Genomic DNA, 21855 nt, shown 5'->3' with positions numbered 1-21855 from the left:
GCGGGGGCGACGACGGTTGGGGGGAGGTGGCCAGCGGCTGGGACGCGATGACCTTCGATGCGGTGTGCGCGGGTGAGGCCAGCGAGGAGGATCGTGACCGTTTGGTCAGTGATCTGGTCGGCACCCTGTTTCGGTCGTTCGCCGATCTCGCCAATGCCCAGGCGGGTGGGTATCTCGAGTTCGACGAGGGTCTGCGGGTGATGACGCGCCACGCCAAGGCGCTCGGCTATGATGCCGTGATCCTTTTCCTCGACGAGCTGATTTTGTGGCTCGCCAGCCGCTTGTCCGATCGGAATTTCATCAGCTCCGAGATCCAAAAGGTCGTGAAGCTGGTCGAGACCGGCATCCCGCGCGCGCTGCCGGTGGTGAGCTTCATCGCCCGCCAACGGGACCTGCGCGAGTTCGTCGGCGATCAGTATAGCGGGGTCGAGCAGGAGATCCTGAGCGACTCGCTGAAATACTGGGAGGGGCGGTTTCACACCATCACGCTGGAGGATCGCAACCTGCCCGTGATCGCCCAGCGGCGTCTGCTGCAGCCGGTCGACGAGGCCGCGCGCGTTCAGATTGAGGCGGCCTTCGCGCAGACCGAGGGCATGCGCGAGGAGGCCTTCAATCTCCTCTTGACCAGCCAGGGCGACCGCGAGATGTTTCGCGCGCTCTATCCGTTCAGTCCGGCCCTGGTGCAGGCCTTGGTCGCCTTGTCCTCGGCCCTGCAGCGGGAGCGCACGGCACTGAAGGTCATGCTGATGCTCTTGGTCGAGCAGCGCGAGACCCTGACGCTCGGGCGGGTCATCCCGGTCGGTGATCTGTACGACGTCATCGCCTCGGAGGCCGAGCCCTTCTCCGAGCACATGCGTCAGCACTTTGAAAGTGCCCGGCTGTTGTTCGAGCGCAAACTGGTTCCAGTGCTCGAGTTGGAGCATCAGGAGACGCTTCAGGCGCTGCGCGAACGGCCCGCGGACGATCCCAAGCGTCAGGCGTTCGAGAACGACCTGCGTCTGCTCAAGACCCTCGTGTTGGCTGCCCTGGTGCCGGAGGTGGAGAGCTTCAAACAACTCACGTCCACGAAGCTGGCGGCGCTTAACCACGGCACCATCCGCTCGCCCATCCCCGGCCGCGAGGCCGCGACGGTGCTGCAGAAATGCCGCAAGTGGGCGGGCCAGGTGGGCGAGATCAAAATCTCCGAGGACGCCAATCCGAGCATCGGCGTTCAGCTCTCGGGCGTGGATACCGAGAGCATCATCGATCAGGCACGGATCAACGACAACGATGGTAACCGCCGTCGACTGGTCAAGGACATGGTGTTCGACGCCTTCGGCATCAGGGACGACAATCAGCTCTTCGTCGAGCACGAGTGGGTGTGGCGTGGGACGCGACGGCGTGTCGAGGTGCTGTTCCAGAACATCCGCGAGATCAGCGACGAGCATGTCTTCGAGTCGCGCGACGAGCAATGGAAGGTCATCATCGACTTTCCCTTCGACACCGGCACCCATTCGCCGACCGATGATCAGGCGAAGGTCCGGACCTACGAGGCGTCGGGCGGGCAGGCGCGCACGCTTTGTTGGCTGCCCTATTTCCTAAGTCCAGACGCACAGAAGAACCTCGGCAAGCTGGTGGTGCTCGAGGACATCCTGAAAGGCGACGACAGCTTCAACCGCTATAGCCGGCATCTGAGCCCGCAGGACCGCGCGAGCGCTCGGACCCTGCTCGACAATCAGCGCAGCCAGTTGCGCCAGCAGATGAAGGACATCCTCATCGGCGCCTACGGCGTGGCGCAACCGCTGCCCGGCTCGCTTGATCACTGTGGGCTGCTGGAATCCCAGATCATGTCGCTCCAGCCCGGATTCGCCGCGCGCCCGCCGCAGGGCACCACCATGGCCAGGGCCTTCGAGCAACTGCTCGGACAGGCGCTGGCGTTCCAATATCCCGATCATCCCGAGTTCGAGGGCGAGGTCCGGTCGGGGGACCTCGGCAAGGTTCTCGCTGAGCTGCGCCGCGCGATCCATGCCCCGCATGGACGTATCGAGGTCGAGGGTCCACTGCGTGCGCCGATGCGTCAGATCGCTCAGCCGCTGAAGCTCGGCGAGATGCACGAGCGTCATTTCATCTTCAAGGAGGATTGGCCACAGCACCTGGAACGCACCCTGGCCCAGTCGGCGGGCACCGGCGGCGTCGAGGTGACCGTGCGCGGGCTGCGCGCGGCGATGGATCTGCCACGGCCGCGCGGTCTGCCGACGGCGGTGCAGAATCTCCTGATCCTCGTCTTCGCCGAGTACGGCCAGTTCGCCTTCACCCTCAAGGGTGAGCCCTACGAGGATGTGAGTCTGAAGGACATCCGGGACGATCTGGTGTTGATCAAGCAGGAGCTGGCCGCGCCCGAGACCTGGCAGCGGGCGCTCGCTCATGCGGGCGCGGTATTGGGTCTGACGATCCATCCACTGCGCACCGCCAACAATCAGAATGCGCTGCAGAAAGAGGTGCTTGCGGAGGTCGGCACGCGTCTCGCGGATTGCCGCGCCTTGGAGGCTGATCTGCGCCAGCAGCTCACGGCCTTGGGTCTGCCCCTGCAAGGCGGCCGACTGGCCAATGCCACACTGGCCGTGCAGTGGCTGAGCGCCTTGCAACCATGCGAGGGGGCGGCGCTGGTCGCGGCCCTGGCCGCACTCAAGCCCGTGACCAGTCTGCAGGCGCTGGGGCGCAGCATCATCAGCGCGCCACGCGTCAGCAACGCGCTCGCGGATAACAACTGGGAGTTGCTGCAGGCCGTGTGGGACCATGGCGATGGGGTTCAGATCAAGCGTGCCGTCAGCGCGGCGCTGACGGCGGATGAACTGGTCACCACCTTGGCCGATGCCCTGAAGCAGGCGCAACGGGAGGCGACGCGCCTGATCCAGCGCCCGCCGGTGGCGCCACCGCCGCCGCCGCCGATATCACCACCACCAGGGCCGTCGCCAGATCCCACTGCGAAACAGTTGGTGCTGAAGCAGGACGACCACCAGGGATTGAAGGCGGCGCAGGCCCGCCAGGTGCTTCATGAGATCGCCTCGCACCTCAATGAGGGTGTGACCTTGGATATCCGCTATAAGGTCATGCGGCATCCCTGATGACGGACTCCACGCCCACGCCATTGACGCATCCCAGCCGGGTGGGGACGCGCCCGCCGGCGGCCTCTGGGGGCCGTGGCAAGGCGCTGGAGCAGGTGCCTAACGCGGTGCTGACTCAGGTGCAGGCGATCCTGGCGAAGGATGCCGCGGCCGATTGCATTGCGCTGCTGTGGCCCGATCCGTTGCCGGCGGGTGAACTGCATCGCATCATCGCGGACACCCCGCTGCGCTTGGTCTCCTGTGTGTCGGAATTGGCGATGCGCGAGCTGCTGGTGACGCATCAACCGGGTGCCGTGCGTCTGGTGATGGTGACCCCGTTGGATGAGACCCGCCTGGCAAAGGATGTGCTGGCGCGGCTGTGGGGCTGTGAACCCAAGCGCATCAGCCCCTGGCGGACGCTCGAGCAGTTGCTGCGGGTGCGCCAGATCGATCCCCGGCTGCTGGGGAAAGCCGAACGCTGGATGGCCGAGGCCCTGGTTGATGGCTACGAGCGCTATCGTGGACGTCTACGGTTCGGTGAGGTGCTGGATCTGGATCTGGCGTGGCGTGCCTTGGCACTGGCCTGGCTGGACTTTGCGAGCGAGACGCTTGACCTGGAGGCCCTACTCGACTGGTCGCTGAGCCCGGCGGCGGCCGCGGCGGTGGCGGCGCTGCCGACCGCGGTGGCGGAGCATCTCGAGGAGTGGTTGCGACCGCGTCTCGGCACGGTCACCGAGCTCGTGCTGAGCCTGTGGCGTGCCGGCGCGGCGAGCGATATGGTCGCCTTTGGCTTGGTCTGCACGGTGCTCTATCGGGAGGATCTCAGACCGGATCAGGCCCTGTTCCAGGGGCGTGGACGTCTGAGCGAGCGTCTGCTCGGTGGGGCACGCATCCCGGACCGGGTGTTTCAGGACTATGGGCGCGCGACGGTCGAGACGCTCCAACGCCACGCGGGTCCAGGTCCTCAGGCGCCGGCGGTCGCGGACGCGTGCGCGCGGGCCGAGCAGATCCTCGCGAGTCTCGATCTCTTGGCGTTGGCGGAAGGGTCCGATTGGCTGCCGGCGGCATTCGGCCAACGTCTCGATCGACTCGCCGCGACGCTCAAGGCCACCCTAACCGGCAAGCCGCTTGACCCGGCGCTGGACACCCTGCTGGCGTTGCGCCGTCATCAGCTCGCCGCGGTGCGTGAGGAACAACTCGCCACCGCGGCACTGGCGCTGCGAATGTGCCGCTGGTTGCGGACGGATGACGTGGCGCCAAGAAGCGTCACCGAGGCGATCCGGGAGTATGTGACGAACGGCGCAGATGTCGATTGGGCACGCAGCCGGCTCTGGTTGGGTGATGCTCATGACGGGCTAAGCCGCGTCTATGCCACGCTGATGAGCCAGGCCCGGGCGCGGCGTGAGCGCTTCAATCAGCACTTTGCCGAGTCGCTGCCGGCGATCGCGCGGGGCGATCAGAGTGATCCCGGGTTCCAGCCGATCGAGCGGGCCTTGGCGCATTGGGTGGCCCCGCTCGCCAAACAGCAGCCGGTGCTCGTCCTGGTTCTGGATGGGATGAGTCATGCCGTCTATCGCGAGCTGACGCAGGATCTGCTCGGCTACGGCTGGGTGGAGTTGCAACCGGTGGATCAGACCGGACCCTGTTGTCTGCTGGCGGCCTTGCCGACACTGACCCACGTGAGCCGCTTTGCGCTGCTCTCGGGCACCTTGGGTGAGGGGACCGCGACCAACGAGTCGAAGGCCTTCGCGGCGCATCCGAGTCTGCAGCGGGTGGCCACGAAACAGCCGCCGCTCCTGTTGCACAAGGCCGCTCTGCAGCAGCCGGGCAGTGGTGCCCTCGCTGATGGGGTGCGCGACGTCCTTGCCGGGCATGAGCATCGGGTCGTGGGGGCGGTGATCAATGCGGTGGATGATCAGTTGAGCAGCGGCGCGCAAGTGTCGGTACGTTGGTCGCTCGATACGATCGGGCTGTTGCCCCAGATCCTGGAGGCCGTGCGGGAGTCTGGTCGGCTGCTGATCCTCACGAGCGACCACGGTCATGTGCTGGAACACGACCTGCGGATGATGCCGAGCAGTGGCGAGTCGCAGCGCTGCAAGCCCGCGACTGATCCGGTGGCGGAGGGAGAGGTGCGCGTCGCGGGTGCGCGCGTGGTGGCGCCCGGCCAGACGATCATCCTGCCCTGGTCGGAGCAGATCCGCTATGGCGCGAAAAAGATGGGCTATCACGGCGGCGGCTCACCCCAGGAAGTCCTGGTGCCCTTCGGGGTCTATCGCTACGCGGGGGATGCGGGCGTGCTCACGGGGTGGCGTGAAGTGCCCCGCCAGACACCGCCCTGGTGGCGGTTGGTCTCAGAGCGTCCCGAGGACGCCCCCACGCCGCCTCCGCCGACCGCGGCGCGGCGTGATCGGCACACGCCCGACCTCTTCGCCACGCTAACCACGCCCGTTCCCCCAGCCGGTGATGAGCGCGACTGGATCGCGCAGTTGCTGGCCTCGCCGGTCTATGCACGGATGCAGGCTCGCGCGGGGCGGGTGCGGATCAGCGATGCGCAGTTGCGTCAGTTGCTCACGGGGCTGGAGCAGGCGGGCGGGCAACAGATGGCCGCGGCCGTGGCCCAGGGGCTGGAACTGCCTGAACTACGTCTGCACGGGTTGCTCGCCGGGGTTCAGAAACTGCTGAATGTCGACGGCTATCCGGTGCTGGCCATCGATCGGGCCTCCAAGACGGTGCGACTCGATCTGGTGTCCTTGAAGAACCAGTTCGAGCTGCATTGAGGACTTGCGCATGATCAGCCAGCAGCGCCGCACCGACATCATCGATGCGCTCCGCCGTGGCACCGTGCCCCAGTTCGGATTGGACCGGCTCGCCGTTGGTCTGGAGCCCTTCGCAGCCGCCTTCGACGCCGAGCTGGAGAGCGTGGCGCGAGGGCGCGGTCAGTTCAAGGCGGTGCGTGGGGACTATGGCAGCGGTAAGACCTTCATCACACGCTGGTTGCGTGAGCGTGCCCAGCGGCTTGGCTTCGCCTGCGCCGAGGTCCAGATTTCCGAGACGGAAACGCCATTGCATCGCCTCGAGACGGTCTACCGCCGTCTGATTGAGCGGCTGAGCACGGCCGATACGCCGTCCGGGGCCTTCCGCAATGTCATCGACGCCTGGTTCTTTGCCCTCGAAGAGGATGTGATCGCCCAGGGCCAGGTTGACCCCAACGATGTTGCGGCCTTGATGCAGGCGACCGAAACGCTCATGGAGCAGCGTCTTGGCGAGGTGGTGCGCAGTGCGCCGGCCTTTGCGTTGGCCTTGCGGGCCTATCGGCGTGCCCTGCTCATGGGGGATGAGGACCTCGCCGATGGCCTGCTGGCCTGGATGGCGGGGCAGCCGAACATCGCCGCCGCGATCAAGCGGGCCGCGCACATCAAAGGGGACATCGACCATTTCGGTGCCCTGAGTTTTCTGCAGGGCGTGCTGACCATCCTCAAGGATTCCGGCCATCCGGGGTTGCTTCTGGTGCTCGATGAGGTCGAGACGCTGCAGCGAATGCGTGGTGATGCGCGTGACAAGAGCCTGAATGCCTTGCGTCAGTTGATGGACGAGATCGACAGCGGGCGGTTTCCAGGGCTCTATCTCGTCATCACCGGAACACCGCCCTTCTTCGACGGGCCTATGGGCGTGCAGCGGCTGCCGCCCCTGGCCCAGCGCCTGGCGGTGGATTTCACCACCGAGGCGCGGTTCGACAACCCGCGTGCGGTGCAGATTCGACTGCGGGGGTTTGATCTCGCCTCCCTCTGCGAGGTCGGGCGCAAGGTGCGGGATCTCTATGCCGTGGGCAGCACCGCCGAGCGTCTGACGGCCGTGGTCGACGATGCCTACATTGCGGATCTGGCCGCGGCCGTCACCGGCGCACTCGGTGGTCGGGTCGGGATCGCGCCCCGGATGTTTCTTAAGAAGCTGGTCGGCGACGTTCTCGATCGGGTGGAGCAGCACGCGGAGTTTGAGCCGCGCCGGCATTATGCCCTGACCGTGAGTGGGCAGGAACTGACCGCCGTCGAGCGCGCTGCCCGGGCGGCGCAGCGGGTCGATGACATCGAATTGGAGCTTTAGGTGACCTCGGCCGAGAGGGTCCGCCGCCATCCCCGATCCGCACGCGCGGCGTCCTTGATTCACCGCCACCGTCCCTGAGCCACCCCTGAGCTGCCAATGAGCCGCGCATGACCCCATTCGACCGACTGCACCCGGCACTGCAGCATCATCTGGTCAACAGCCTGGGTTGGCGCTCGCTGCGCCCGCTCCAGATGGAGGCCATTGCCCCGATCCTGCGCGGCGAGCATGCGATCCTGCTGGCCCCGACCGCGGGGGGCAAGACGGAGGCGGCGGTAGTGCCCATCCTATCGCGCATGCTGAGCGAGCCCTGGCAGGGTCTCAGCGTGCTCTATGTCTGTCCCATCAAGGCGCTGCTCAACAACCTCGAGCCTCGTCTGCAACAGCTGGCGGGGTTGGTCGGTCGACGGGTCGGGCTCTGGCACGGGGATGTCAGCCCCAGTCGCAAGGCGAGGATGCAAGGCTCACCACCTGACCTGCTGCTGACGACGCCCGAGTCACTGGAGGTGATGCTGATCTCAACGCGGATCGATCATGGGCGATTCTTTACGGACCTGCGCGCGGTGATCATCGACGAGGTCCATGCCTTCGCGGGCGACGATCGGGGCTGGCACCTGCTATATCTGCTGGAGCGGTTGAGCCGGATTGCTGGTCGTGAGCTGCAGCGCCTGGGACTCTCGGCGACCGTGGGCAATCCCGCGCAGCTCCGAGACTGGCTCGCCGCTGGCCTGACCCAGCCCAGTCAGGTTCTGGCGCCGCCGACCGACGCGGGGCCGGCTCCCCTGGTCGAGCTGGATTGGGTTGCGAATCTGCGCAATGCCGCCTTGGTCATCTCACGATTGCATCGCGGGGAGAAGCGCCTGGTGTTCTGCGACAGCCGTGCCCGGGTCGAAGAGTTGGTGGTCGAGCTGCGAGCCTTGAATGTCCAGACCTTCGTCTCCCACAGCAGCCTGAGCCTGGAGGAGCGCCGTGCGGCTGAGGCGGCCTTCAGTCAGGGTCAGGACGCGGTGATTGTCGCCACCAGCACCCTGGAACTGGGGATCGATGTCGGGGATTTGGATCGGGTGATCCAGATCGACACGCCAAGTACGGTCGCCTCCTTCCTGCAACGACTCGGACGCACGGGGCGGCGCGCGGGAACGGCGCGCAACTGCCTCTTTCTGATCACCACCCACGAGGCCTTTCTTGGCGCGGCGGCCCTGCTGCAGCTCTGGAGCGAGGGCTATGTGGAACCGATCGAACCGCCGCCGCGGCCCTTACACCTGTTTGCGCAGCAGATCATGGGGCTGGCCTTGCAGGAATCCGGCTTGGGTGCGGCGGATTGGCCCTCCTGGTTGGGGCGGCGACCCGGTTTGGCGGAGGTCGATCCCGGGGTGCTGGAGCAGGTGATCGCCTTCATGCGCGAGCGCGGCATCTTGCACGCCGATCAGGGTCTGTTGGGGATCGGGCAGGCGGGGGAACGCCAGTTCGGTGCCAAGCACTTCCTGGAGTTGTTCTCCGTCTTCGTCAGTCCGCCGATGATCAAGGTCGTTCACGGGCGTCAGGAACTCGGCGAGGTGCATCAATCAACCTTCATGCTCAGCGGGGATGGTCCTACCATCCTGACCCTCGCCGGGCGCTCCTGGGTGTGCAAATCGCTCGACTGGCCGCGCCGCAAGGCCGTGGTGGAACCCACTCTGTTGCGCGGACGGTCCCAGTGGCTGAGCGGAGGTCAACCGCTGCTTTTTGCACACGGCCAGGCGATGTCCCGGGTGTTGGCAGGGGTTGATCCGCCCGTCGCTTGGTCGCAGCGTGCCGTGGCGCAGTTGGCTGAGCGGCGTGAGCGCTTCGATTGGGTGGAGCCTGACACGACGCTTCTGCTGGTCGAGACCGAGGATCGTCTGGTGTGGTGGACCTTCGCGGGTCGGCTCGTGAATGTCGCGCTCGCTCACGCCTTGGCGGGGGAGGCGCGTCGGGTGAGCGTCGATGATCTGGCAATCCGCTTCCGTGGTGCCGTGTCAGTGGAATCACTCCAGCGGGCGGTGGTCGAGAAGATCATGCGCCCCGACGCCGAGATCCGCCTGCCGCTCGATCCTCGCTTTATCGCGGAGCTGAAGTTCGGAGTCTGTCTGCCCGAGTCGTTGCGGGAGTGGGAGCTGGCCGCGCGCTATGACTGTTCAAGTGAGATCGCGGTGCTGCGTGCGCAGGCGCTCAGGGTGCTGCGACAGCGTGACGCTTGGTGATCGGTTAAACCGAAAAATTTAACCGAACGATCGTTTCTGACGATATCTTGCATTCACCGAAACGATTAGCCCTGACTGAGCATGACCCTTAGACTCTGACCACGATGACGATGATCATCGACTGTCCACTGAGTTAAGTTCAATCAACCCGAGGCGTGGAGAACAAGATGGATCACAATCAGACGACGAATGCGGGCAAGTGCCCAGTGATGCACGGCGGCAATACCTCCGCTGAGGTCGCGAACATGGACTGGTGGCCGAAGGCACTGAATCTCGACATTCTCCATCAGCACGATACCAAGACCAACCCACTGGGAGCGGATTTCAATTATCGCGAGGCGGTCAAGTCACTCGATGTCGAGGCGCTCAAGAGCGATTTGCGGGCGTTGCTGACGGACAGTCAGGCATGGTGGCCGGCGGATTGGGGTCATTATGGCGGTTTCATGATTCGCATGGCGTGGCATGCCGCGGGCACCTATCGCATTGCCGATGGCCGCGGCGGGGCGGGAACAGGCAACCAACGCTTTGCGCCCATCAACAGTTGGCCGGATAACGTTAATCTCGACAAAGCGCGTCGTCTGCTTTGGCCATTGAAGAAGAAATACGGCAATCAGATCAGTTGGGCCGACCTCATCATTCTCGCTGGAACCATTGCCTATGAATCCATGGGCTTGAAGACCTTCGGCTTCGCCTTTGGCCGGGAGGACATCTGGCATCCGGAGAAGGATACCTACTGGGGATCGGAGAAAGAATGGCTGGCGCCCAGTGACAATCCCAACAGTCGGTATTCGGGTGAGCGTGATTTGGACAACCCACTCGCCGCGGTCATGATGGGGCTCATCTATGTGAATCCTGAGGGCGTCGACGGAGAACCCGATCCGCTCAAGACCGCGCACGACGTGCGGGTCACCTTCGCCCGCATGGCGATGAACGATGAGGAGACGGTGGCGCTAACCGCGGGTGGACATACCGTGGGCAAGTGTCATGGCAATGGGACTGCCAGTCTGCTGGGGCCAGAGCCGGAAGGCGCTGAGGTTGAGGATCAAGGCTTGGGTTGGTTGAATAAGACGTCTCGTGGGATCGGGCGCGACACCATGTCCAGCGGGATCGAAGGCGCTTGGACCACTCATCCCACCAAGTGGGACAATGGCTATTTCCAGATGCTGCTGAACCACGACTGGGAATTGAAGAAAAGCCCAGCCGGTGCTTGGCAATGGGAACCGGTTGAGATCAAGGAGGAGGATAAACCGGTCGATGTCGAGGATCCCACGATCCGCTACAACCCGATCATGACGGACGCCGACATGGCCATGAAGATGGACCCTGAGTATCGCAAGATCTCAGAGCGCTTCTATCACGATCCGGCCTACTTCTCGGAGGTCTTCGCACGCGCCTGGTTCAAGCTCACGCATCGCGACATGGGGCCGAAGACGCGTTACATCGGCCCTGATGTCCCGCAGGAGGATCTGATCTGGCAGGATCCGGTGCCCGCGGGCCGTGCGGACTATGACGTCAATGCGGTGAAGAGCAAGATTCTGGACAGCGGTCTGAGTATCAGTGAGATGGTCACCACCGCTTGGGACAGCGCTCGGACCTTTCGTGGATCGGATATGCGCGGCGGTGCCAACGGTGCGCGCATTCGTCTGGCCCCGCAGAAGGACTGGGAAGGCAACGAGCCGGCGCGACTGGCCAAGGTGCTGGGTGTGCTCGAGCGGATCGCGACGGACAGCAACGTGAGCCTCGCCGATGTGATCGTCCTTGCCGGCAATATCGGGATCGAGCAGGCAGCCAAGGCCGCTGGCTTTGAGATCAGTGTTCCCTTCGCGCCCGGCCGTGGCGATGCAACGGCCGAGATGACGGATAGCGAGTCATTCGATGTGCTCGAACCGCTGCACGACGGCTATCGCAACTGGCTCAAGCAGGATTATGTCGTCAGCCCCGAGGAGCTCCTGCTCGACCAGACGCAACTGCTTGGTCTCACCGCTCCGGAGATGACGGTTCTCATCGGTGGCATGCGTGTGTTGGGCACCAATTATGGTGGCACCAAGCACGGCATCTTCACCAATCGTCAAGGGCATCTGACGAATGACTTCTTCGTCAATCTGACCGATATGGCGTATCGATGGGAGCCGGCTGGAGAAGGACTCTATCACATCTGTGATCGCGAGACGGGTGACGTCAAGTGGACCGCAACCCGGGTCGATCTGGTCTTAGGTTCGAACTCCATTCTGCGGGCTTACGCCGAGGTCTATGCGCAAGATGACAACGCGGAAAAATTCGTCCATGACTTCGTGGCCGCTTGGACTAAAGTCATGAATGCGGATCGCTTCGACCTGCTTGGTCATCAGAAGTAAGCGAACGAACGCGCTGGGTGACGGGCGATGTCACCCAGCGTCTCAATGTACCGTTCACACGGTTCATGGTCATCCCCGCGAACCGATCAGCCCGCCACGATCCCAGTGCGAATCAAGCGGTCCGTATGACGCCTGAAACGACACCGAGGATCTCGACTTCGCCGTCGGTAAGGAGCATGGGTTCCATGGTCGTATTGGCCGGTTGCAGCCGGACTCCATCTTCATCATGGTAGAAGCGTTTGAGCGTGACCTGATAACCGTCGAGTCGTGCGACGACCGTTTCACCATTCTCAGCCGTTGGGCGCTGTTCGACAACGACAAGATCACCGTCTTCGATCGCGTCATCGATCATTGAATCGCCTCGTACATAGAGAGCAAAGCTGCGCTTCATCGCCTGGCGTCGGACCAAGCGGGCGGGCACCTGGACGGTTTCGCGTGCCTCGACCGCAACAACGGGTTGACCCGCACTGACCAGCCCGAGCAGAGGGAGTGCGACGACGCCATCCGCGGATGGATCGAGCGGTTCCAACCGAGGACACCAGGTGGGGTGGGACCGCTTCTGGACGGATTCGAATGCGTGGTCCATGGAACTCTCCATTCAACAGTCATGCATGATGTTCGTGACAGTTTAATCGCGAATTGCCAAGCGGTGCATCAAAATCTCTTCACGAATTCGTGAAGCGCATCGAATGCCTGACCCAGAGTGAATCCTCCATCACCTGGTCTTGCCATCGCTCGCGACTGCCGCGGTGTTCCGTCTTCAAGTCGAGAACAGATCCGTGTCAGAGCGAACCGGGTATCGGTGAGAGTGGATGAGCGGAGCACCAGGATTCGGCCGATCCTTCCCATCACCATGAACTCAAGACTCATCATCAGTCGGCATCACCCTGTAGCGAAGGGATGGTGGGCCGGGTGGGAGTGTGACAAAGCTATCGCCGTACGCAGCGATCACGAACTGCTTTGCGTCAGCTGAATCGGAGGCTTGTGGATCGAGATTGAGGTAGGCCGTGCCTATCCAATCCTGCTCTAGGAGTTCCGGTATCTTGGGACCAACAAAGCCCTGATCGACCAGCGTCTTGTCAATGCCATCGGAGCGAACCTCAATGATGTCACCGGGTTTCACGCGAATGGTGGAGCGCAGGACTGAGAGGACGTTCATGCGGTAGTGCACTGCAAACCGGCCACCTGTTTCATCGGGAATAACCTCCAAGACCTTGACCTCGAGAACCGCTTGCGCCTTGTCTTTGAGCTCCTCGACCGCGTCGGGCGGCAGGACCGCGCCCACGTGACCCACGAGAAGCACACAGACACCCAATAGGGCAATCAGCGGATAGGGTAGGGATCCGATGCGCAACATGTTCATGCCTCCTGTGGTGACCATCACTCAACATACGAGTCAGTTTCGTCAGCTTAGGCTCAGCCTAGGGTGAATCGTTTCCATCCGCCCTCTCTTGAGCTTGGTAGGTTTCATGGAAGGGCGCCTCCTGGCTGGTTGCCGGGCTGAGGTTGCGGTCATCCCGGTCGGCGTAGAGCCGCCTGGCCATAACGGCCTGCGGTCTTTGGGAGGCGTGGCCTGGGGGCGCACAACCTGACCCTTGATTAGGCAAATCAGCTGGAATTTACTCTGGTTTGTGATTAAACGATCTTGACCCTTCCTATTTTCGCATTCATCGGCTAATCTCCCCTTAAACCGACAATGCGAGCAAGGGTGATGATCACGATGGACAGCGGCAGCGTAGGTTTGGATGCGCTGAGATTTCTTCGTCAGCGTGCCGAGGATGTCCTGTCAGCATTGCGCGAGGACGTGTTTGCCCCGGAGGGCGAGAAGACCTTGCGGCGCACCTGGTCGATCTCGGAAGCATCGGAACTGGTCGGGCGCAGTCCGCAGTCGATCCGACTGGCCGAGAAGGATGGCAAGCTTCCCTCGCCGGAACGACTGGAGAATGGACGGCGTTGTGGTTATTCGCTCGAGGATATGAATCGGATGCGGGCCTTGTTTGGGACCGAGCCGCGACGCTCGTCAGCGGATGAAGCGGTGATCTTGAGCTTTTCGAATTTCAAGGGGGGGGTCGGAAAATCGAGCTTCGCCTGCCATTCGGCTCAGTACTTTGCGATCCATGGTTACCGGGTCTTGATCGTGGATCTCGACAGCCAAGCGAGTACCACGACCGTTTTTGGCTTCAATCCCGATTTGCAGATCGGTCGTGACGAAACCATCGCGCCCTATCTCTTAGGTGAGCAACACAGTCTGCATTACGGGGTCCGCAAGACCTATTGGCCAGGGATCGATCTGATTCCAAGCGCCTTGCACTTCTATAGTGCGGAGTATGAACTGGCGGCACAGGTTTCAGGGAACGTGGAGCTGCTGGAAACCTTGCGGGCCGGTCTCGCCGGCGTCGCCGATGACTATGACATCATCATTCTCGACCCGCCTCCAGCACTCGGTTTAATCTCGATCAGCGCACTGGTCGCAGCCAATGCACTGGTGATCCCGGTGCCCCCGGCGAACATTGATTTTGCGTCGACCGCGCATTTTTTGAGCATGGTCATTGACACCCTCGAGACGCTTCGGCGACACGGTGTCGATCCGAGCTACCAATTCGTGCGGGTCGCGCTGTCGAAACTCGACGAACGCAAGTCAACCCAGGGGGCGATTTCGGAGATGATGCGCAAGGTCTTCGGCAGTTATCTGTTGACAACCCCAATCAAGGACTCCGCCGAGATCGATAACGCCTCGGCGCGCTTTGAGACGGTCTATGAACAGCCGGTGCCGCTCACCTCGCGTGAGGTGCATCGTCGGTGTGTGACCTATCTCGATGGGCTCAACCGAGAGATTGAGATCTTGGTCCGGCGGACCTGGCCGAGTCATCACGATGCCCTGCGCGAAGCTGGGCTCATGTAGGAGGGAATCGGGCATGAAAAACCGTAGTTTACTGTCTGGAATCGCCGACCGCATCGACCAGGGGCAGGAGGGCGCGTCGCCCGCGCGTCGCAGCGAGGTGCCGCAAACGGGACCATTTGGGTCCAATCTTGCTGGCATTTCCAATCCTCGAGCGCCGGGTCAGCCCGATGCTGCGATCCAAAAGAGTGCCATTCAACGTCTGCATTGGGTCGATCCGGCACGCTGTCGCCTATGGGAACATCACAATCGCGCATACGAGCTGCTCAATGCCGAGCGTTGTGCGGATTTGATTGCCGGTTTTCGCACCTTGGGACGGCAGGAGCGTCCGGCGATCGTGCGCAGCCTCAAGGGCGATGCGCGGTTCGATGCGGACGGGAACGAATACGACTTCGAGATCCTATCGGGTGCTCGCCGGCATTGGACGGTGTCTTGGTTACGCGCGCACGATGAGGCGAATGCTGCGGGTGAACCCTATCTGCTGCTCATCCAAGTGCGTGACGAGCTGGATACCGCGGCCGCATTCGAACTCTCGGACGCGGAGAACCGTGGTCAGCGGGACATTTCCGATTACGAGCGCTCCCGTGAATATCGCTGGGCACTCAAGAGTCTCTACGATGGGAATATCTCGCGGATGGCGGAGGCGATCCAGATCGATCGCTCCAACCTCAGCCGGATCCTGGCACTGTTCGACATGCCGAACGAGATCGTCCAGGCCTATCCCTCGATCCTCGATATTCGCACCTGGCATTGGCGTCAGTTGGTGCCGTATTTCTCGAGCGAAGCGCCGGGCGAGCAGGAGGCGTCTCGTCGAATCCTGGCTTGCGGGCGCGCGCTGGCCAAGGCGCGCGCGGAACATGCCCAACATCTTCCGACCACCGGCGCGGAGACCTTGGAGGCATTGCTTGAAGCGGCACGTGACAAACAGCGCGTCAGCAAGCGTGGGGTCGTGGTGGCCACCATCAACGCGCAGGCCACCGGCAAACTCGCGGTGCGAATCAAACGCACGACCCGAGGCATCACCCTCGAGATCCCACGCTCCTCGGGGGCGACGAAACCAGAGCTGCATGCAGCGCTGCAGCAGGTGATCGATGACTACTTCGAGGAGTGACCACTACGGCCGCTGACGCGGCCTCAGACGGTCTCGCGTAGGACCATCACAGAGATTCAGAGGCTTGTCGCCGATCCATCTGCCGCACGGAATCCACGAACTGAAGACGACCAAACGAACGGTTCATATCAGTGCTAGGATTCTCATCACAGCTTCGTCAACCATTGAGTCCACCATGCAACCGGCGACCTGGGAATGGCTGGAGAACCTACCAGTCGGGACGTATGAACTCAGGATTCGTCCGGATGGCCTGCCTGAATTCACCCATGTCAGCACTCGCTGGCTGGAAATCTGTGGCCTGAATCGGTCGCAATTCATGGCCGATCAAGGATTGGCCATCGCGGTGATCCATCCCGATGACCGTCAGGGCATGATCTTGGCCAACCGGGAGGCCATGGCGCAGACTCAGCCTCAGCCCTTCCATTGGGAGGGTCGGTTGCTTCTTCATGACGACCGGCAGATTTGGGTCGCGATCTCCTCCAACCCGCGCAAGGCCGAGAATGGCGAGGTCATTTGGGAAGGGGTGATGGTCGACGTCACGGCCTACAAGCGAATCGAGTTGCAACTGCGCGAGAACGTGCAGCAGTTGCGCTTGATGCTGCAGCATCTGCCCACGGCCGTGTTGGTCGCGGCCTTGAGCCCGGAGCAACCGGTCCTATTCAGTAACACTGCCTTCGAGCGGGTCTTCGGTTATACCCAGCTTGAGATATCCGGGATCCGCGCCTGGGTCCGTCTGGTCTGTCCCCATCCCGAGGAGCAGTCCGCGACCTGGACCTGGTGGGAGCGCGCACTCGCCGAAGCCATCGCCACCAACGGTCGCGTCGACCATAAGACCTTGCCGATCATGCACAAGGACGGCAGCCCGCGTCATGTCGTGATGAGCGCCACCCTAGTCGATGATCTGCTGATCGCCTCCTTCGAGGACGTCACCGAATCCATGCGTGCCCAAGCGGCGATGGCGCGCTCGGAGGCACGCTTCCGAGCTCTGTTCGAATCGACCAGCGAAGCCGTGATGTTGCTCGATGCTCGGCATTTCATCGACGCCAATCAGGCGACGTTGCGTTTATTCGGCATCGCTGACCGTGAGACCTTCTGCGCCACCCATTTTGCGGACCTCTCCCCATCACATCAGCCCTGTGGAATCCCCTCGTTGGAGCTGGCCGATCAGCATATCCAGACCGCGTTGCGGGAGGGCAGTTGCCGCTTTGAATGGGTGCACTGTCGTTCCGACAGTGATGTCGAGATCCCCTGCGAGGTGGTGCTGAGCGCACTCGAACTGGAGGGTGAACGACTGCTGTTGGCTACGGTGCGCGACCATACCGAGCGTTGGCGCGCCGCCGCCGAGCGACGCCAATCACAGGAGCGTCTCGATGCCATGCTCAAGGCGATGCCCGAACTGATGTTTCGAGTCGATCGCTCGGGCCTGATTCATGAGTTTCATTCCTCCTCGATGCGACAACTCTATCTGCCGCCCGAGTCCTTTCTCGGCAAGCGGGTCGCGGAGGTTCTGCCCGCCGAGGCGGCTGACATCGTGATGGCCGCCATCGAGGAGGCGGCGACCCGGGGTTGCCATCGCGGCGGCATCTATTCACTGCCGATGCCGCATGGCGAGGCCTGGTACGAGTTGTCGATCGCGGCCATGGGTGCACCTCAGCTGCCGAGCACGGAATGCGTGGCATTGGTCCACGACATCACCCGGCAAAAGCGCAGCGAGGAGGAGTTGCGTCTGAGCGAGCAGACATTCCGCACCTTAGTCGAGGATGCCAACGACATCATCTACACTCTGAATCTGAACGGTGAGTTCCAATATCTGTCGCCCAATCTGCGCGAGATCCTCGGATTTGACCCGGCTGATTTTCTCGGCCAAGGCATCGCGTCCATTGTCCATCCCGAGGATCTGCAGCGCTGCCAGGACTTTTTAATGCGTTTGCTCGAGACCCGTCAAAAGCAGAGTGGGCTTGAGTACCGCGTTCGGCATCAGGATGGTCATTGGCGCTGGCATGTCACCAATGCTTCGCCCCTGTTCGAACCCGATGGCAAACTCATGGGCATGCTCGGCATCGCCCACGATATCAGCGAGCGCAAGGCCAACGAATCCTATATCAAGCATCTAGCCCACCACGATGCCCTGACCGATCTGCCCAACCGGACCCTCTTTTTCGATCGTTTGCAGCAGGCTTTGTGCGATGCCGAGCGCAATCATCTTCAGGTCGCTTTGATGTTCATCGACCTCGACCGTTTCAAACCGATCAACGACAACCATGGTCACGATATCGGAGATCTCGTGCTCAAGTGCGTCGCGAAACGGCTGGTTTCCGTGTTGCGTCAATCCGACTGTGTCGGGCGCATTGGTGGCGATGAGTTCCTCGTCCTGTTGCGTCGAATGACCACGGCTGAGGCGGTGATCGGGGTGGCAGATCAGATCGTTTGCGCGCTGCGCGAACCTGTCTGTATCGGGAATCTTCAGCTGCGGTTGTCCTGCAGCATCGGGATTGCCCTTTACCCCCTGCATGGGCGTGACTCCATCACACTCGCGCGTCGTGCCGACCAGGCCATGTACCAAGCCAAGCAGGATGGTCGGGATCAGATTCGGCTGGCCGAAACGATCACCTGATGGTTCTAGGTTCAAGCGCTCGCGATCAAGTAGCCGGCGGCGATTAAGAGTAGGACACCGCAAGCGGCCCGTCCGTAGCCGAAGCCTCGCACCCGTCCGAGGGTGTCGAGCCAGCGTTGGACGCGATGCAGTGATCCGGCCGCGAGCAGCACGCCACCGCAATGTCCCAAGGCGAACAGGGCGAGCAGAAGAATCGGCAAGGCCACCAGACCCTCGGCAGACTGCATCCAGACCACGCCTAACAAGGGTGCGATCCAGACAAAGGCACAGGGACCCAGGGCCAGGCCAAAGATGAGGCCGAGCAGTAGGGCGGTAGTCGGTCCCCTGGATTTGGGCTGGGGCAGACCGCCGCTCCAGGTCATCGGCAGCCAGTCGAGGAGATAGAGTCCCGCCAAGAGGCAGAGGCCGGCGACCAAATAATTGCTCGAAACCCCGATATCGCCAGCGATGCGCCCGAGCCAGAGGGTTGCGACACCGAGGGGCACCAAGCTGATCAGCACCCCGAGTGCAAAGGCGAGGATGACGAGCAACTCGCGGCGCGCGCGCTCCCGGCTCGGCTCGGGCGTGCCCGCCAGATAGCCGACCAGCAGCGGAATCCCGGCCAGATGACAGGGGCTGAGCCAGATGCTGGCAAACCCCCAAGTGAGTGCGGCCAGTGCCGCCAACCAGACCGCACCCGACAGCGCCTGCGACAGGGGGGCGAGCCACTCCATCAGGAGCCGTCGCGAGTGGTCGCGTCGAGCGGCAGTCCGGCCGCTGCAAAGCGCTCAAGGATGGCATCCGCCGAGAGGAACCCAATGTGCCTTCCAAGCTCGCGTCCCTCCCCGTCAAGAAAGACCTGGGTCGGAATGGCCAGAACCTTCCATTGACCGACCAACTCGGGCTGCTCGAGGATGTTGATCGAAACCAGCTGGAGGCGGTCGCCGTGACTGGTTTGAAGCGCCTCGAGGACGCGGTGCATGGCCACGCAACTGGCGCAGGAGTTGGAGCCCAGTTCGACCAGCACCGGCCGACCGTCGACGGTGATCTCGGTTGCCAGCGGAGCTGCTGGGGCACCGGAGGGACTGCCCAGCCAGCGGTAGAGTCCGGCACCGGCGAGCACCAGGAGCACGACGACAAGGGCAGGAAGAAGGCGTGTGGCGATGTCCATTTTGGTTCCTCAAGCGGCCGCTCTGATGTCTGCGACCGTGACTGCGATCGGGGTCCTGGGCGCATCGCCAACGGGGTGATCGATGGTGTGGACGTGAGTGCTCATCAAGCGCTCCGCGGCTGGAGTCAAAAGAAGGAGTCCCGGGCCGGCACTCGAACCGGCACGGCGACTGCGAAGGATCATATCTGGTTGATCAGATATATGGAAAACCGATGATCCATGCAGTTGATCTGGAACAGGTGAACGGACGCTCGCTCATCTCTCGGCTTCCAACTGAAGATAGGTCTGATTGAGGTTCCGTCGGTTCCAGTCGTCGAAGTGCTCCAGATGCTCGAATTCCGGTGCGTCGGCGAGCCGCTCCACCGTCTCGTCGATCGGCTCCCAGTTGTCGAGCGCGCCCTCGACCTCCCGGACCAGCCAGTCCAGATAGTCGCCGGTGTCGCGTTTGGCCTTGGCGAGATCACCCGGGGCGCCGTGTCCGGGGACGACGACCTTCGGCTGCAACTCCTCCATCGCATCGAAGGTGTCGCGCCAGTCGCGAATCCGGCTGTGCGGCCAGACCCCGAGGATACGATCCAGGTACACCAGGTCACCGGCGAAGAGCACGCTGGATTCGGGCAGCCAGAGGAGGGCATCGCCGACATAATGGGCATCGCCGAGCCAGAGCAGCTCCATGCTCACGCCGCCGAGATCGAGTGCCGCGCGGTCCGCCTCGATCGGCTCGGGTGCGCTCAAGGGCAGGGTTCCTTCGAGCCGATCGCCCAGCGTCTCGCGCAGACGCACGAGATGCGAGTCGGCATAGGCACCCTGGGTCTCGACGGTTCGCGCGAGCGCGATGATCTGGGCACCACGCTCGGCAAAGTAGGCATTGCCGAGCCAGCGGTGATCCTGACTGCCGAGGTTCACGACCCAACGGATCGGCTGTGCGGTGACCGCCGCCACCGCTTGCTCGATCAGCGGGCCGGACTGAACCGTCGCGCCGCTATCGATCAAGACCACGCCCTCATGGGTGACGATGAAGCCTAGGTTGGCATTGATGGCATAGTTGTCGTAGGTGCGATTCTGGGTGGGTCCGACGAGGGCGTAGACATCTTTCGCGACGGCTTGAGTCTGCATCTCCCAGGCGAGGGCGTTCGCGCCCGGAAGGGTCAGGGCGCCGAGGAGGCAGGTCAGGATGCCGAGTCGCGTGTGAGTCGCGCTCCGGAACAGACTCGAGGGACGTGGGCTGGGATCAATCAGAGAGGTCAACGGCTGTCTCCGGAGGGGTCTGAACGCCGCCCGGCGAGGCGAGCATCCCGCTCGGGGCGGGATGCCGGGCGCGACGTCATTGAGGATGCGCGACCTCTTAGAGGGCAAAGTCTCCACCATAGGGTTCTGGTCCTTCGACGACCGGCAGGGTCAACTCATTACCCCAGTGCGACCAACCGCCGTTGTAGAGCCGCACGTCCTCGTAGCCGAGGTGCTTGAGCTGCAAATAGGCCAGTCCCATCCGGAAACCGTCGTGGCAGTAGACGTAGACGCGCTGGTCCTGGGGGATGTCGGCATAGAGCGCGGCGAGGCTCTCGTCGCTCCGCCACTGACCGGTCTGACCGTCCACGCCGTCGAGGCTCACGATGTTGATCGCGCCAGGGATGTGCCCGCCCATGATGGAGTGGCGAATGATCTCGCCGGTGTACATGTCCCGCGGGCGGGTATCGAGCAGCACGACCTCGGGATCGCGCCGCGAGACGACATCATCATAGATGTCGGACCATTCGACGAAGAGCGCGGGGTTGGCATCCTGCAGGGTGACGGTCCCCGCTGTCGTCGCCGACGTCGGTTCCTTCTCCAATTGGTTGAAGCCGGTCCACTCGATGGTCCCGCCGTTGAGGATCTTGACGCGATCCATGTCATAGCCATACAGGTCGAGCAAAAAATAGAGGCGTGCCGCCAGCGCCGTGCTGGAGTCGTCATAGATCACGAGGGTCGAGTCGTCGTTCACACCCCAACCGCGCAGGGTCTCCTGGAAGGTTTCGCGGGAGGGAAAGCGCATGATCGGGCTGGCATCGTTATCGCCGAGATCCTTAAAGCGCTGGACCTGGACCGCGCCTGGGATATGTCCGACCGTAAAATAACGATGAGGATGGTAGCGCACCTCGAGGATGACGGTGTTCTCGTCGTCCAACTGGTCCGCGAGCCAGTCGGCATCGACCAGAAAATCCGGATTGGCGAGCGCTTGGAGCGGGATGAGCAGCAACGCGAGCAGTGCGGCGTAGCGAAATTGCGGAAAGGCCCGATACAGCTGATGCGACATGAACGTCTCCTCTAGTGGATGGTTGAATCGT

The 21855-nt window shown here is 62.8% G+C and carries 14 protein-coding genes; 8 read left to right on the top strand and 6 right to left on the bottom strand.

Going from position 1 to position 21855, the window contains the following annotated elements:
* The 5 genes from CKO25_RS16430 to katG form a co-directional block, all read left to right on the top strand.
* Positions 1 to 3104, top strand: a 3104-nt coding sequence (locus CKO25_RS16430; protein ID WP_200389032.1) for a BREX-2 system ATPase PglY family protein, incomplete at its 5' end; no start/stop codon positions are given.
* Positions 3104 to 5860: a BREX-2 system phosphatase PglZ gene (gene pglZ, locus CKO25_RS16425; RefSeq protein ID WP_200389031.1), complete on the top strand. Its 2757-nt coding sequence runs from the start codon at positions 3104 to 3106 to the stop codon at positions 5858 to 5860. The genes CKO25_RS16430 and pglZ, both read left to right, overlap by 1 nt.
* A gap of 10 nt (positions 5861 to 5870) precedes the next feature.
* Positions 5871 to 7184 (top strand): BREX system ATP-binding protein BrxD, encoded by a 1314-nt coding sequence (gene brxD, locus CKO25_RS16420; RefSeq protein WP_200389030.1) that lies wholly within the window; start codon positions 5871 to 5873, stop codon positions 7182 to 7184.
* A gap of 107 nt (positions 7185 to 7291) precedes the next feature.
* Complete coding sequence (locus tag CKO25_RS16415; protein ID WP_200389029.1) at positions 7292 to 9403, top strand: DEAD/DEAH box helicase; 2112 nt, start codon at positions 7292 to 7294, stop codon at positions 9401 to 9403.
* A 167-nt stretch (positions 9404 to 9570) separates the two neighbouring features.
* A complete protein-coding gene (katG, locus tag CKO25_RS16410; RefSeq protein WP_200389028.1) occupies positions 9571 to 11757 on the top strand; it encodes a catalase/peroxidase HPI in 2187 nt (728 codons plus the stop codon).
* A gap of 112 nt (positions 11758 to 11869) precedes the next feature.
* Here the strand turns inward: katG and lexA are convergent, their stop codons facing one another.
* Positions 11870 to 12343, bottom strand: coding sequence for a transcriptional repressor LexA (lexA, locus tag CKO25_RS16405; protein ID WP_200389027.1), 474 nt, complete (start codon positions 12341 to 12343; stop codon positions 11870 to 11872).
* Between the two features lie 273 nt (positions 12344 to 12616).
* Positions 12617 to 13114: a hypothetical protein gene (locus tag CKO25_RS16400; RefSeq protein ID WP_200389026.1), complete on the bottom strand. Its 498-nt coding sequence runs from the start codon at positions 13112 to 13114 to the stop codon at positions 12617 to 12619.
* A gap of 354 nt (positions 13115 to 13468) precedes the next feature.
* On the opposite strand from CKO25_RS16400, the gene CKO25_RS16395 reads away from it, so the two are divergent.
* From CKO25_RS16395 to CKO25_RS16385, 3 genes are all read left to right on the top strand, one after another.
* A complete protein-coding gene (locus tag CKO25_RS16395) occupies positions 13469 to 14659 on the top strand; it encodes an AAA family ATPase (protein ID WP_200389025.1) in 1191 nt (396 codons plus the stop codon).
* 13 nt (positions 14660 to 14672) lie between these two features.
* On the top strand, positions 14673 to 15767 hold the full coding sequence (locus CKO25_RS16390) for a ParB/RepB/Spo0J family partition protein (RefSeq protein ID WP_200389024.1): 1095 nt from the start codon (positions 14673 to 14675) through the stop codon (positions 15765 to 15767).
* A 175-nt stretch (positions 15768 to 15942) separates the two neighbouring features.
* Complete coding sequence (locus tag CKO25_RS16385; protein WP_200389023.1) at positions 15943 to 18381, top strand: PAS domain S-box protein; 2439 nt, start codon at positions 15943 to 15945, stop codon at positions 18379 to 18381.
* Positions 18382 to 18392: 11 nt separating this feature from the next.
* Here the strand turns inward: CKO25_RS16385 and CKO25_RS16380 are convergent, their stop codons facing one another.
* The 4 genes from CKO25_RS16380 to CKO25_RS16365 all read right to left on the bottom strand — a co-directional run bounded on the left by CKO25_RS16380 (position 18393) and on the right by CKO25_RS16365 (position 21824).
* Positions 18393 to 19094 carry a cytochrome c biogenesis CcdA family protein gene (locus CKO25_RS16380; RefSeq protein ID WP_200389022.1) on the bottom strand — a complete coding sequence of 234 codons (702 nt, stop codon included), beginning with the start codon at positions 19092 to 19094 and terminating at the stop codon, positions 18393 to 18395.
* The gene (locus CKO25_RS16375) at positions 19094 to 19531 is read right to left on the bottom strand and encodes a thioredoxin family protein (protein WP_200389021.1); all 438 of its coding nucleotides are present in this window, start codon (positions 19529 to 19531) and stop codon (positions 19094 to 19096) included. Before CKO25_RS16375 ends, CKO25_RS16380 begins: the two co-directional genes overlap by 1 nt.
* A gap of 255 nt (positions 19532 to 19786) precedes the next feature.
* The gene (locus CKO25_RS16370; RefSeq protein WP_242467675.1) at positions 19787 to 20779 is read right to left on the bottom strand and encodes an MBL fold metallo-hydrolase; all 993 of its coding nucleotides are present in this window, start codon (positions 20777 to 20779) and stop codon (positions 19787 to 19789) included.
* Positions 20780 to 20876: 97 nt separating this feature from the next.
* Entirely contained in the window at positions 20877 to 21824 is a 948-nt protein-coding gene (locus CKO25_RS16365; RefSeq protein ID WP_200389020.1) for a sulfurtransferase, read from the bottom strand.
* Positions 21825 to 21855: the final 31 nt, after the last annotated feature.

It is taken from the genome of Thiocapsa imhoffii (assembly GCF_016583985.1).
GTDB classification, from domain to species: Bacteria; Pseudomonadota; Gammaproteobacteria; order Chromatiales; family Chromatiaceae; genus Thiocapsa; species Thiocapsa imhoffii.
This window is presented reverse-complemented; position numbering and strand designations above follow the sequence as displayed.